Origin of the sequence: Nonomuraea sp. JJY05, from assembly GCF_043496855.1 — a bacterium.
Taxonomy (GTDB): Bacteria; Actinomycetota; Actinomycetes; order Streptosporangiales; family Streptosporangiaceae; genus Nonomuraea.
Genome location: NZ_JBIEIS010000020.1, coordinates 104,094 through 117,041, shown reverse-complemented (window position 1 = coordinate 117,041; position 12,948 = coordinate 104,094). Strand labels below are relative to the sequence as shown.

The 12,948-nt window shown below is 73.2% G+C and carries 12 protein-coding genes; 7 read left to right on the top strand and 5 right to left on the bottom strand.

Going from position 1 to position 12,948, the window contains the following annotated elements; genetic code table 11:
* Positions 1–395: 395 nt before the first annotated feature.
* Complete coding sequence (locus ACFKCF_RS30285; RefSeq protein WP_394498668.1) at positions 396–1,673, bottom strand: MFS transporter; 1,278 nt, start codon at positions 1,671–1,673, stop codon at positions 396–398.
* A 145-nt stretch (positions 1,674–1,818) separates the two neighbouring features.
* Between ACFKCF_RS30285 and panB the strand changes: the two genes are divergently transcribed.
* Positions 1,819–2,649 carry a 3-methyl-2-oxobutanoate hydroxymethyltransferase gene (panB, locus tag ACFKCF_RS30280; RefSeq protein ID WP_394498667.1) on the top strand — a complete coding sequence of 277 codons (831 nt, stop codon included), beginning with the start codon at positions 1,819–1,821 and terminating at the stop codon, positions 2,647–2,649.
* Positions 2,650–3,128: 479 nt separating this feature from the next.
* Here panB and ACFKCF_RS30275 read toward each other — a convergent pair whose 3' ends face one another.
* Complete coding sequence (locus tag ACFKCF_RS30275) at positions 3,129–4,115, bottom strand: pyridoxal-phosphate dependent enzyme (RefSeq protein WP_394498666.1); 987 nt, start codon at positions 4,113–4,115, stop codon at positions 3,129–3,131.
* A gap of 8 nt (positions 4,116–4,123) precedes the next feature.
* A complete protein-coding gene (locus ACFKCF_RS30270; protein ID WP_394498665.1) occupies positions 4,124–5,311 on the bottom strand; it encodes a trans-sulfuration enzyme family protein in 1,188 nt (395 codons plus the stop codon).
* Between the two features lie 59 nt (positions 5,312–5,370).
* Between ACFKCF_RS30270 and ACFKCF_RS30265 the strand changes: the two genes are divergently transcribed.
* Genes ACFKCF_RS30265 through ACFKCF_RS30240 form a run of 6 tightly spaced genes read left to right on the top strand, consistent with a single transcriptional unit; the run spans position 5,371 to position 10,863 of the window.
* On the top strand, positions 5,371–6,795 hold the full coding sequence (locus tag ACFKCF_RS30265; RefSeq protein ID WP_394498664.1) for a PLP-dependent aminotransferase family protein: 1,425 nt from the start codon (positions 5,371–5,373) through the stop codon (positions 6,793–6,795).
* A gap of 12 nt (positions 6,796–6,807) precedes the next feature.
* Positions 6,808–7,494 carry an alpha/beta hydrolase gene (locus ACFKCF_RS30260; RefSeq protein WP_394498663.1) on the top strand — a complete coding sequence of 229 codons (687 nt, stop codon included), beginning with the start codon at positions 6,808–6,810 and terminating at the stop codon, positions 7,492–7,494.
* Positions 7,495–7,539: 45 nt separating this feature from the next.
* Positions 7,540–8,418, top strand: a complete 879-nt coding sequence (locus ACFKCF_RS30255; RefSeq protein ID WP_394498662.1) for an ABC transporter ATP-binding protein — start codon at positions 7,540–7,542, stop codon at positions 8,416–8,418.
* On the top strand, positions 8,415–9,128 hold the full coding sequence (locus tag ACFKCF_RS30250) for an ABC transporter permease (protein WP_394498661.1): 714 nt from the start codon (positions 8,415–8,417) through the stop codon (positions 9,126–9,128). The genes ACFKCF_RS30255 and ACFKCF_RS30250 overlap by 4 nt, the downstream gene beginning before the upstream one ends.
* A 15-nt stretch (positions 9,129–9,143) precedes the next feature.
* Positions 9,144–10,226 carry a sensor histidine kinase gene (locus ACFKCF_RS30245; RefSeq protein WP_394498660.1) on the top strand — a complete coding sequence of 361 codons (1,083 nt, stop codon included), beginning with the start codon at positions 9,144–9,146 and terminating at the stop codon, positions 10,224–10,226.
* Positions 10,227–10,257: 31 nt separating this feature from the next.
* Positions 10,258–10,863 (top strand): DNA-binding response regulator, encoded by a 606-nt coding sequence (locus tag ACFKCF_RS30240; RefSeq protein WP_394498659.1) that lies wholly within the window; start codon positions 10,258–10,260, stop codon positions 10,861–10,863.
* A 33-nt stretch (positions 10,864–10,896) separates the two neighbouring features.
* Here ACFKCF_RS30240 and npdG read toward each other — a convergent pair whose 3' ends face one another.
* Positions 10,897–11,550 (bottom strand): NADPH-dependent F420 reductase, encoded by a 654-nt coding sequence (npdG, locus tag ACFKCF_RS30235; RefSeq protein WP_394498658.1) that lies wholly within the window; start codon positions 11,548–11,550, stop codon positions 10,897–10,899.
* Between the two features lie 84 nt (positions 11,551–11,634).
* Complete coding sequence (locus ACFKCF_RS30230) at positions 11,635–12,777, bottom strand: lipase family protein (RefSeq protein ID WP_394498657.1); 1,143 nt, start codon at positions 12,775–12,777, stop codon at positions 11,635–11,637.
* Positions 12,778–12,948 lie beyond the last annotated feature (171 nt).

Genomic DNA, 12,948 nt, shown 5'->3' with positions numbered 1-12,948 from the left:
CCCTCCCGATCAGCACGCCGCCCCGCCTCCATAGACGCCCGCCCAAGGGTCACGCGGCCCTGCCCCGTAGATGCCCCCGGCCCAAGCAATCAGGCCGCCCTGCCCCCGTAGACGCCCGCCCAAGCAGCGCGCCGCCCTCGGGATCGACCCAGTCGGCCAGGCCGATCTCTCGCTGCACCACCCGGCCACGACAACCACCCACCTCACCCCGAAGGTGCCCGCCCATCGCCGAGACGGCAGTCCCCTCTCTCACCGTGAGGGGTCAGGCGCATGAGCAACTGACGCCGTGCGCCCAGGCCACCGCAGAACCGCCGACCCGCCGCACCGACGCGCACCCCGCGAGCACCACCCTGCGGCTCACCGACCTCGGGTCCACCGGTCGCCGGCTGGGGAGGTCACCGGTCAACAAGGGGAGGCGGCTTGCTGGTCACCGATTCATGGGCCTCGGCCGGGGTCGGAGTGGGCTCGGCGGGTGGCGACGGGGTCGGGGCCGGCAGGGTTGGGACGGGCTGGGCGGGGCGGCGGGGCCAGAAGGGGGCGGCGGCGAGCACCATGGCCACTCCCACCAGGCCCGCGAGCACGAACGCCCACGTCGGCCCGCTCGAATCGATCACGGCTCCCGCGATGGGGGCCGAGCTGGCGCCGCCGATCAGCAGGGCCGTGCCGTGGAAGCCCATCGCCTCGCCCCGCGCGGCGGAGGGCACCCACCGGGAAAGCACGTCGACCGTGGACGCCAGTGACGGCGCGCAGAGGAGGCCTGCCGGGAGGAGCATCACGACCAGCCATTGCCAGCCGCTCACCAGACTGACCGGGATCGTGAGCAGGCCCATGAAGGCGATGAGCACCAAGGGCGAGAAGCCACGCGACAGCCCGCCGTACACGAAGCCGCCGACGAGGGAGTAGACGCACCAGATGGCGACGGCGAGGCCGACCCACTGGGTCTGGCCGGCGTTGTTCATGGTCGCGATCAGGGACAGCTCCGTGGCCGTGAGCACGAACGTGGCCGCCGCCGCCGTCCCGAGCAGCGCCACGAACCCGGGCGTCAGCCACTGCCGCCTGGGCACCTTGACCGACTGCTCCTCGAGCTCGTCGGGCGATCGGGTGGGCGGGTTGAGCACGATCATGCCCAGGCCCGCCGCCGCCGTGGCGACCGCGATGGTCGTCATCGTCACCGCGCTGCCCAGCATCGTCAGCCCGGCCACCGCGAGAGCGGGACCGGCCATGTACGCCAGCTCGACCAGCATCGAGTCGAGCGCGAACGCGCTGCGCCGCTGGGCGACCGGCACCATGGCGGCCAGGCACTGCCTGGTCACGCTGAACACCGGCAACGCCAGCAGCCCCGCCACCGCCGCCGTCCCGATCAGGGCCGGGAACGGCAGCGCCCACGCGCACGACCAGAACACCGCCTGCGCCACGGTCGTCACCATGACCACCGGACGTAGGCCGTGCCTGTCGACGAACCTCCCCGCCAACGGCGAGCCGATCGCCATGCCGATGGTGTTGGCCATGGTGACCAGCCCCGCCTTGCCATATCCCAGGTCGAGCGCCACGGCGACGTGCAGGGTGAGCGTCATGCCCATGGCCGTGGACGGAACCCGCGCCAGCAGCCCCATCAGCAGCAACGCGGGGACGCCCGGGATCTTGAGCAGTCGTCGGTAAGGGGCGAGAGCCATGTAGTTTCAACCTCCGCGCTGATTCTGGCAAGAGGCACCGACAGTTTCGCCACAGGTTTTTCGGCACGTGACAGCGCGTGCCATCATCGGAGGGAGTCCGGGGACGCCACTGGGGCGCCTCGAGACGTTTCTGGAGGGTTCACACATGTCCTCTTCAACCACGCTGTACGGGGGCGTTTCCGGGCGCCGGGTCACCGTTCGCGACCTCGCCGCCGCCAAGGAGCGCGGAGAGCGGTGGCCCATGGTCACCGCCTACGACGCGATGACGGCCAGGGTCTTCGACGACGCGGGCATCCCCGTTCTGCTGGTGGGCGACTCGGCGGCCATGGTCGTCTACGGGTACGACTCCACGCTGCCCGTCACGGTCGACGATCTCCTGCCCCTGACGGCGGCCGTCGTGCGCGGCTCGTCCCGGGCGCTGGTGGTCGCGGATCTGCCGTTCGGGTCGTACCAGGCCTCGCCCCAGCAGGCGCTGGAGTCGGCCGCGCGCTTCATGAAGGAGGCCGGGGCGCACGCCGTCAAGCTGGAGGGCGGCCGCCGGGTCGTCCCTCAGGTGGAGGCGCTGGTCTCGGCCGGCGTCCCGGTCATGGCGCACCTCGGGCTGACCCCGCAGTCGGTCAACGTCCTGGGCGGCTACCGCGTCCAGGGACGCGGCCAGTCGGGCGACGAGCTCATGGCGGACGCCAAGGACCTGGAACGGGCGGGCGCGTTCTCGGTGGTGCTCGAGTGCGTGCCGGCGGATCTGGCGGAGCGGGTGACGGCGTCGCTGACGATCCCCACCATCGGCATCGGCGCGGGTGCCGGGACGGACGCGCAGGTTCTGGTGTGGCAGGACCTGATGGGGCTCACGCCGCGTCCCGCCCGGTTCGTCAAGCGCTACGCGGACCTGGGCGCCGAGATGGATCGCGCCGTCCGCGCCTTCGCCGCCGACGTGACCGCGGGCGCTTTCCCGGCTGCTGAGCACACGTACAACTGACAGCGGCCGACAGCACGCCCCCGGTACGCGACGCAACGGGCCCCTTACGGCGGTACGGCCACCTGACGGCGGTACAGCCACCTGACCGTTGGACCGGGCGTCCATGGCCGGGTATTCCAGTGCAGGCGTCCAGGACCAGGCGTTGGAGGGCGGACAGCGGGGTCAGGAACCCACGGCCAGGCCGGGCGCCCGTGCTGCGCGTCCAAGACGGGCGTCTGGGGCGTTGGAGGCCGGGCTCCGGGCTGGGGTTGCGGGCTGGGGTGCGGGCTGGGGTGCGGGCTGGGGTGCGGGCTGGGGTGCGGGCTGGGGTGCGGGCTGGGGTGCGGGCTGGGGTGCGGGCTGGGGCTGCGATTTCGTGAGCGCGGAGTCCGGTCCGTGGGTCCGGATCCGCGCTGCGGAAGTGCACGTGCCAGGCGACGGAGCCCGTGCGCGGGGTGAGGTGACGCCTCGTCCGTCGCTGGGCACGGGGTGGCAGGTGGTCAGGGAGTGGTGAGGGTGCTGGGGTCGGTGTTGGAGCCGCACAGCACCACCGCCACCCGCTCCCCCGGAGCCGGGGTGTACGCGCCCGCCAGCAGTGCGGCGTACGCCGTCGCGCCCGCGGGCTCGGTCGCCACCCGGTGACGCGCCCAGAGGGTACGCCGGGCCTCCACGATCGCCTCATCGGTCACCAGCACGCTCTCCACCCGAGGTGAGGAGAGGATCTCGAACGCGATGGCGCCGATCTTGGTGGCGCCCAGCGCGTCGGCGGCCACCCCGCTCACCTCGACGGGCACCGGGTGTCCCGCTCGCAGTGCCTCGTGGAGGGTCGGGATCCGCTCGGGCTCGACCGCGATGATCCGTGGCCCGGACCCACCCCCCGATGCGGAGCCGGGTGCCGGGGCAGAGCCGGCTGCCGAGGTGGAGCCGGGTGCCGGGGTGGGGGTGGAGGTGCCGAGGGTGATGCCGGCGGCGAAGCCGCCCCCGCCGACGGCGACCACCACCGTGTCCACCCCGCCCGTCTGCTCGACGATCTCCAGCCCCGTGGTCCCCTGCCCCGCCACCACCTCAGCCTGGTCGTACGCGTGCACCACCAACGCCCCCGTCTCCGCGGCCCGCTTGGCGGCGGCCTCGGCGGCCTCCGAGTAGATGGCCCCGGTCTGCGTGATGTGGGCCCCGAGGGCCTCGAGCCCGACGACCTTCACCGGGCTCGTCACCTCGGGCACGAAGATCTCCGCCCGCACCCCGAGGGCCCGCGCCGCGTAGGCGACGGCCAGCCCGTGGTTGCCGCCGCTGGCGGCGATCACCCCGCTGGGCGGCAGCTCGCCCGCCGACAGCATCCGGTTGAAGGCCCCGCGGACCTTGAACGACCCCGAGTGCTGCAGCAGCTCCAGCTTGAAGAAGACGCCGGGCGAGACCTCCAGCACCGGCGTACGCAGCACGAGCCCGTCTATACGACTGGCCGCCGCCAGCACATCCGAGTAATCCACACAGGCCACTATGCCAGCGCCTGCGAGACGTCGGCCCACAGGTCCTCGGGGTGCTCGATGCCCACGGCGATGCGTACGGTGCCCTCGCCGATCCCGTGCCGGGCCAGCTCCTCGGCGTCGAGCGAGCGGTGGGACGTCGTCGCCGGGTGCATGACGAGCGTCTCCACGCCGCCCAGCGACGGGGCGAGGAGCATGAGGCGTACGGAGCTCATGAACTTCTCCCCCGCCTCCCGCCCGCCGGCGAGGTCGAACGAGAGCACCCCACCGAAGTCGGACAGCAGCTTCCCGGCCAGTTCGTGGGAGGGGTGGGTGGCCAGCCCCGGCCAGTGGACGGCCGTGACGGCGGGGTGGGAGGCCAGGCGGGTGGCGAGGAGGCGGGTGTTGGAGCAGTGGCGTTCCATGCGCAGCGCGAGCGTCTGCAGCCCCCGCAGCGACAGCCAGGCGGCGAAGGGGTCGGCGGAGGCGCCCAGCTCGATCGCGAAGTGCCACACCTTCTCGTAGAGCTCGGTGGAGGCGAAGACGGCGAGCCCGCCCACCACATCGGTGTGCCCGGACAGGTATTTGGTGGTGGAGTGTACGACGATGTCCGCCCCGTGCTCGATGGGCCGGCAGAGCAGCGCCGTGGCGAACGTGTTGTCCACCACGGACACGATTCCCAGCTCGCGGGCCGCCGCGCACATCCCCGGCAGGTCCGCGACCAGCGTCATCGGGTTGCTGATCGTCTCCAGGTAGACGAGCCGCGTCTCCGGGCGGACGGCGGCGCGCAGGGCGGCGGGGTCGTTCTCGGGCACGTACGTCACCGTGATCCCGAACCTGCCCACCAGGTCGTTGATCATGGCGGCGGTCCCGCCGTACAGGGACTTCTGCGCGATGAGGTGGTCGCCGGGCTTGAGCAGGCCGAGCAGGACGGTGTTGATCGCGCCCATGCCCGAGCCCGTGGCGATGGCCCCCACCCCGCCCTCCAGCCCGGAGACGGCCTCCTCCATGGAGCGGACGGTGGGGTTGGTGTAGCGCCCGTACACGAACGGCCCGTCGGCCCGCCCCATCGCGTCGGCCATCACGGCGGGGTCGTCGAAGACGAATCCGGAGGTCTGGTAGATCGGCACGGTGATCGGCCGGCTGCCTTCGACGACGGGCTGCGGCACGTGGACGGCGCGCGTCTCGGGGCGGAGCTCGGAGGAATGAGAATCGGTCATGCATCAAGGATCGTCCGCAAAACGGTCCGACGTCAGAGCCAATGCGGCAGAATTGGTCCATGAATGGGGCCAATCTCGCCGACGGCGACCTCGTGGATCTCCTTGGCCGCTGGGCGTCCGGCCGCGGCCCGCTCTACCTGCTGCTCGCGGCCCGGTTGCGGGCGCTCATCGACGACGGCGTGCTGCCGCCCGACCGGGCGCTCCCGCCGGACCGGGTGCTGGCCAGGCGGCTCGCGGTGGGCCGCGGCACCGTGGTCGCCGCGTACGACCTGCTGCAGCAGGAGGGCCGCGTGGTGCGCCGCCAGGGCAGCGGCACCCGGGTGGCCCCGCTCGAGCTGCCCGCGACGCGGGCCGCCGACGGCGTGGTGGCCAACCCGCTCCTGCTCCACATCCTGCACCCGCCGGACGACGTGCAGCTCCTGACGTGCGCCGCGCCGGACGACATGCCGGCGGCGATGTTCGAGGCGTACGAGGAGGCGGGCGCGCGGCTGGCCGGCACCCGCGACCTGGGCTACCAGCCCGCGGGCAACCCGGCCCTGCGGGCCGCGCTGGCCGCCTACTACACCGGCCGCGGCGTGCCGACGACGGCCGAGGAGATCATGGTGACGACGGGCGCCCAGCAGGCGCTCACCCTGCTCACCGGGCTGCTGGTGGCGCCCGGCGACACCGTGCTGACCGAGGCGCCGACGTACCCGGGCGCGCTGGAGGTGTTCCGGCACGCCGCCGCCGTCGTGCGTCCGGGGACGGCGGAGGACCTGCGCGAACGCCCCGCGCTGGCCTACTTCGTCCCCACCAGCCGCAACCCGGACGGCGCGGTCATGGGCAACCCGGCCCGCCGGCGGCTGGCCGCGCTGGCCGCCGAGCACGACGTGCCGCTGATCGACGACGAGGTGTGCGCCGAGCTCTGCTTCACGGGCGAGACGCCGCCGCCGCTGGCGTCGTTCGAGCGGGGGGAGCACCTCATCACCGTCGCCTCGCTGAGCAAGCTCGTCTGGGGCGGGCTGCGGGTGGGGTGGATCCGCGCGGCGGCGCCGCTGGTGTCGCGGCTGGCCAGGCTGCGGGCCGCGCTCGACCTCGGGGGCGAGGTCTTCAGCCAGCTGGCCGCCGTCGCGCTGCTGCGCCGCCTGGAGGAGGTACGGGCGGAGCGGGTGCGCACGTTGCGCCGCCGCCACGACCACCTGTGCGCCGAGCTGCGCGAACGCCTGCCGTCGTGGAAGTTCGAGCCCGCGCTCGGCGGCCAGACCGTCTGGGTGCGGATCCCGCGCGGCGACGTGGACTCCTTCGCCCAGGTGGCGCTCAGGCACGGGGTCGCGGTGCCGCCGGGCAGGTCGTTCGACCCGCTGGGCGGGCACGCCGACCGCATGCGCCTGCACTTCCTGTTCCCCGAGGAGGAGCTTTCGCGAGCGGTGAACAACCTGGCCACGGCCTGGGCGTTCTTCGACGGCACCGATCGCCCGGTGTCCCGGCACACCCTGGTGGTCTGACAGGGTGGGCCTATGCAGACGACCTTCGTACTGGTGCACAGCCCTTCCGTCGGGCCTTCGACCTGGGCTCCCGTGGCCGAGTCGCTGGAACGCCGCGGACACGCGACCGTGGTGCCCGACCTGACCGGCGTGGCGACGGGCGGCGCGCCGTACTGGCCGCGGGTGGTCGAGGCGGTGCGCTCGGTCACGCCCGACACGCCCGTCGTGCTGGTCGCGCACAGCAACGCCGGCTTCTTCCTGCCGTTGATCAAGGAGGGGCTGGGCGAGCGGGTGGTGGCGTGCGTCTTCGCCGACGCGCACATCCCCCCGCGCGAAGGGCTGATCAAGGTCGCGGAGGAGAGCTTCCTGCCGTTCCTGCACGACCTGGCCGGACCCGACGGCGTGCTGCCACGCTGGACCGACTGGTGGGACGAGGAGGACGTGGTGGCCATGCTGCCCGACCCCGCCGTGCGCATCAGGGTGGCGGCGGAGCAGCCGCGGCTGCCGCTCGACTACTACACGCAGCCCATCCCGGTGCCCGCCGGGTGGGACGAGGTCAGGTGCTCGTGCCTGTGGTTCGGGCCGCCGTACGAGAAGGTCGCCGAGGAGGCCGCGCGGCGGGGCTGGCCCGTGAGCCGCGTGCCCGGTCAGCACCTGCACCAGCTCGTCGACCCCGAGGGCGTCACGGACGCGCTGCTCAAGCTCGCGCGCAAGTCGTGAATTCTTCACTGCCGCCCCGCGAGCTCCCCGGAAACACTCGTACGCATGACAGCGATCGAAGTGAGCGGGCTCAGGAAGAGCCACCAGGGGTTCGAGGCGGTGAAGGGCATCTCGTTCGAGGTGGCGGAGGGTCAGATCTTCGCGCTCCTCGGCAGGAACGGCGCGGGCAAGACCACCGCGATCGAGGTGCTGGCGGGCTTCCAGCGGGCCGACGGCGGGACCGTGCGCGTGCTCGGCCTCGACCCGCACGCCGACCGCGCGGCCGTCAGGCAGCGCACCGGGATCATGTTGCAGGAGGCCGGGTTCTTCCCTGACCTGACGGTCGCCCAGACCGTCGACACCTGGCGCGACTTCACCGCCGCGCCCCGCCCCCGCGACGAGGCGCTGGAGCTGGCCGGGCTGGCGGGCAGGCGGGACACCAAGGTGCGCCAGCTGTCCGGCGGCGAGAAGCGCCGGCTCGACCTGGCGCTGGCCCTGCTGGGCCGCCCCGACGTGCTCTTCCTCGACGAGCCGACCACCGGCATGGACCCCGAGGCCCGCAGGAACACCTGGACCGTCGTCCGCGACCTGGCCAGGCAGGGCACCACGATCCTGCTCACCACGCACTACCTGGAGGAGGCGCAGCGCCTGGCCTCGGCCATGGCCATCCTGGACGCCGGCGAGATCGTCGCGTCCGGCGACATGGCCGAGACCCTCGCCGCCCGGTCGGGGCGGGTGGCGTTCCGGCTGCCCGCGGAGGTGGATCCGGCCGAGCTGCCGCTGCCGGTCACCCTGGAGGGCGAGACGGCCGTCTGCCGCGCCGACGACCCCGACCTGGCCGCGCAGACGCTGCTGACCTGGGCGGCCGGACGCGGCCTGCGCCTGGCGGGCCTGGAGGTCCGCACCGCCACCCTCGAAGACCTCTTCCTGGAGAGCGCCCGATGAGCCTGACCGCCACCTACCGCCTCGGCACGCGCCTGTTCTGGCGGGACAAGACCATGCTGTTCGCCTCGGTGGTGACCCCGGTCGGGCTGGCCGTGGGGATGCCGCTGCTCATGAGGAACACGGTGGGCGCCTCGGCCGCCGCCGCGATCTTCCAGAACGCGATCTCGCTGCTGCTGGCGATCACCGCGTTCATGAACGTCGCCGTCGCCCTGGCCACGCGCCGCGACCAGCTCGTGCTCAAGCGCCTGCGGGCCGGCCGGCTGACGGACGGGCAGATCCTGCTCGGCCAGATCGCCAGCACGGCCACGCAGACCGTGGCCATGATCGCGCTGTGCACGGTGGCCGTGCGGGTGGTGGCCGGCGTGCCGTTCCCGGACGACCCGCCGGGGTTCGCCGCGATCACGGTGGCGGGATCGGCGGTGCTGTCGCTGCTCGGCGCCGCGTACACGGCCGCCATCCCGCGCGCGGAACTGGCCGCCGCGTTCACCACGCCCGTCTTCCTGGTGGCGGCGGTCTCCGCGGGCGCGATGGGACCGATCCCGCTGCCCTCGTGGCTGCGGCCGGCCCTGGACCTGCTGCCCACCAGCGCCGTCGTGAACGCCGTCAGGACCGGCGACCTGGCCGTGCCCGCCCTGGTCCTGGCCGCCTGGACGGTGGCCGGGCTCGTCGCGATCCGGCTGTGGTTCCGCTGGGAACCGCGCCGATCATAGAGATAATCGTTGCCCGTGGTCTCCTCCTCGGCCAGGCGGCTCGCGACCGGCCTCATCACCGCCGTATCGGCCGCCTACTCGCTGCTCGCGCTCACCTACTTCCTGCACGGCCCGGGCTACGGCGCCATGGCCGCGGTCGCCACGCTCGCCGTGATCTCCACGCACTACCTGAACATGCGGGCCGGGCTGCGCGGCGAGCGCCCGCCCGCCTACCCGCTCACGATCGTGCTCCAGGCCGTCGTCACGTACCTGCCCGACTTCCTGCCCGCCGGCATGTCGGGGGTGACGGCGCCGATGCTGGCCGGGACGCTGCTGGTGTTCCTGCCGCTGGGCCGGGGTGTGGCGCTGGTGGTGCTGATGATGCTGTACGAGGGCACCGCGCTGTGGTGGGGCGTGGACGCGTCCGTCGTCACCCTCTTCTACGTGGTCACCGTGCCGACGACGGGCGCCATGACGTACGCGCTGGTGCGGTTCACGCGGGTGGCGGCCGACCTGGAGCAGGCCAGGGCCGAGCTGGCGGACGCGGCCGTGCTCAAGGAGCGCCTGCGCATCTCCCGCGACCTGCACGACGGCCTCGGGCGCAGCCTGACCGCGATCGCGCTCAAGGGCGACCTGGCCTCCCGGCTCATGGAGCGCGACCCGGCCGCCGCCCGGACGGAGGTCGGCGAGCTGGTGCAGGTGGCCAGGGAGGCGGCCCAGGACGTACGCCACGTCGCCAGGGGTTACCGGGCCCTGTCGCTGGCCGACGAGGTGAACCGGGCGGTGGCGCTGCTGGAGTCGTCGGGGGTCGGCGCGCAGGCGAACCTGGCGGACGCGGCGCTGCCGGGCCGCTCGGAGGAGGCGCTGGCGTGGGCCGTCCGCGAGGCCGTCACCAACGTCCTGCGCCACAGCCGCGCCACGACCTGCACCATCACCACCTCCGTGAACGGGGGCACGCTCCGGCTTGAGGTGGCCAACGACGGCGTCCTCGCCGAGCCCGGCCCCGCCGGAGGGGGCCTCACGGGGCTGGCGGAACGCGCGGCCCAGGCGGGCGGCTCGTGCGCCGCGGCCCGGACCGGCGCAGGCGGCTTCCTCCTGACGATGGAGGTCGCGGCGTGAGTCGGGACCGCCGGGCCGTGGAGGTCGCGGCGTGATCAGGGTCCTGCTGGCCGAGGACATGCACATGATCCGCGCCGCGCTCACCGCCCTCCTCCGCCTGGAGCGGGACATCGAGGTGGTCGCGGAGGTCACCAGGGGCGACGAGATCGTGCCCGAGGCCCTGCGGGTGCGGCCCGACGTCGCGGTCGTGGACATCGACCTGCCGGTGGTGGACGGCATCACCGCCGCCGCCACGCTCCTGGAGCGACTCCCGTCGTGCCGCGTCCTGGTGCTCACGGCCATGGGGCAGCCGGGCCACGTACGCAGGGCTCTGGCCGTGGGCATCGAGGCGTTCCTGGTCAAGGACGCCCCCGGCGACCGGCTGGCGGAGGCGATCAGGCGCACCGCCGCCGGGCTGCGCGTGCTGGACGCCGAGCTGGTGTCCTCGGCCATGCAGTACGGCGAGAGCCCGCTGACGCCGCGCGAGTCCACCGTGCTCAGGGAGGCCGCCCGGGGCGCCTCGGCCGAGGAGATCGCCGCGCGCCTCCACCTCTCCCCCGGCACCGTGCGCAACTACCTGACGGGCGCGATCATGAAGACGGGAGCCCGCAACAAGATCGACGCCATCCGCATCGCGGAGGACGCGGGCTGGCTGTGACACCCCGGGCTGGATTCCCTGCGAGAGAAGGGGTCAGATGTCGGTGATGCGCAGGCCGGCGTGGGCCTTGTAGCGGCGGTTCACGGAGATGATGTTCGCGGTGAGCGCCTCGATCTGGTGGGAGTTGCGCAGCCGCCCGCCGTACACACCGCGCACGCCCGGGATGACCTCGGCCAGCGCCTGCACCGTGTCGGTGGCCTCGCGGTCGTCGCCGAGCACCAGCACGTCGAGGTCCACCTTCTCCACCGCCGGGTCCATCAGCAGGACCGCCGACACGTGGTGGAAGGCGGCCACCACCCGGCTCTCGGTCAGCACCGCCGCCGCCTGCTGCGCCGCGCTGCCCTCCTCCACCGGCAGCGCGTAGGCGCCCTGCTTGTCGAACCCGAGCGGGTTCACGCAGTCGACGACGATCTTTCCGGCCAGCTCGGCCCGCAGGGACTCCAGCAGCGCCTTGTGCCCCTCGTACGGCACCGCCACGATCACGATGTCGGCCTCGGCGGCGACGGCGGCGTTCGCGCCCCCGCTCGCGCCCGCCCCGATGTCGCTCGCCGCGTCCTGGGCGCGCTGCTCGCTACGCGACCCGATCAGCACCCGGTGCCCCGCCAGCGCGAACCGCCGCGCCAGCCCCTTCCCCTGGTCACCGGTGCCGCCGAGGATGCCGATGGAAAGCCCGCTCACATCTGTCATAAGCCCGATCATGCCAGCTCGGCCGCATGGTGCTCGCCACGGGGTGGGCCGGGCCCGGTCGTGCGGGCCCGGCCGGCGTACGGGCTAGCAGTTGCCGATCGCGGGCAGCCCGAGGATCCGCAGGGCCAGCCACTCGATGGCCAGCGGCCCTCCTTCGACGGCTCCCGTGACGTGGTCCGGCGCGGGCAGCGCGGTCCAGCGGACGTTCACCCCGGCCCGGCAGTACTCGGAGCGCAGCGTCGAGCCCACGGACAGGGGGATGATCTGGTCCCCCTTCGCGTGGTACAGGAACATCGGCACCCGCGGAGCCGTGGCTCCCAGGCGGTTCTCCGCTAGCCGGGCCAGCCACTTCGGCTGGTTGAGCAGGTCGATCGGGCTCAGGTCGGAGAAGCGCAACCCCGCCAGCTTGCCGAGATCGCCCACGCAGTCGTCGGCGGCGTCGGCGAGCAGGGCGCGCCCGCGGTCGTTGAGGTCCGCCTGCAGGTCCAGCTCGGGGTAGGCCGCGTCGAGCCCGACCCCGGCCGCCGCCGCCAGCCCGAAATCGGACCCGCCGTCCAGGTGGTCCGCGACCGCGTGCAGGTCGGCGGGCACGCCTCCGGCCGCGACGCCCTTCAGCCGCAGCTCGGGCGCGTACGAGGGCTGCAGCTGCGCCGCCCACCCGGCCGACGCACCGCCCTGGGAGTAGCCCATGACGGCGACGGGCGCCCGGCTCGACAGCCCCGCCCCGGACACGCGGGTGGCGGCCCTGATCGAGTCGAGCACGGCGTGCCCCTGCGAGATCCCGGCCATGTACGTGTGCGGCCCGGGCGTGCCGAGCCCCTCGTAGTCCGTCATGGCCACCGCGAACCCCTTGAGCAGGAAGAGGCTCACCAGCGCGAGCTCCGCCTCCCGGCCCTGGCTCATGCTGACCGAGGGGGCGCACTGGTCGCCGAGCCCGTGAGTGCCGACGGCGTACCCGATGATGGGGCGCGCGCCGAGCGGGTAGCCGCTCTTGGGCACGAGCAGCGTCCCCGACACGGTGTTGAGCGAGCCGGTGGCGGACGTGGAGTTGTAGAGGAGGTGCCAGGCGTTGACCGGAACCTCCAGGAGCTTGCCCGGCAGGAGGTAGACGGTGGTGGGCTGGGCGGAGACCACGTCCCCCGGAGCCGCCGCGCGGGCCGGGGTCGTGGTGAGGGACATGATCAATAACAGGACCATGGACATGCTGACGCGGACACGTAAGGACATGTGCCGCCCCTCTCCGTGAGGACCACATACTTGGGACGGCGGCGCCGCGAGCCGATCGTTACCCGGGAGTAACCTCCTGTCAAGGCCCGAAATGACGGGGAAACGCACCTCGTGTCAGCACATCACTCCCGAATCAGCCACCCCGCGAGTGCGGCGTCAGGCACCATGGGG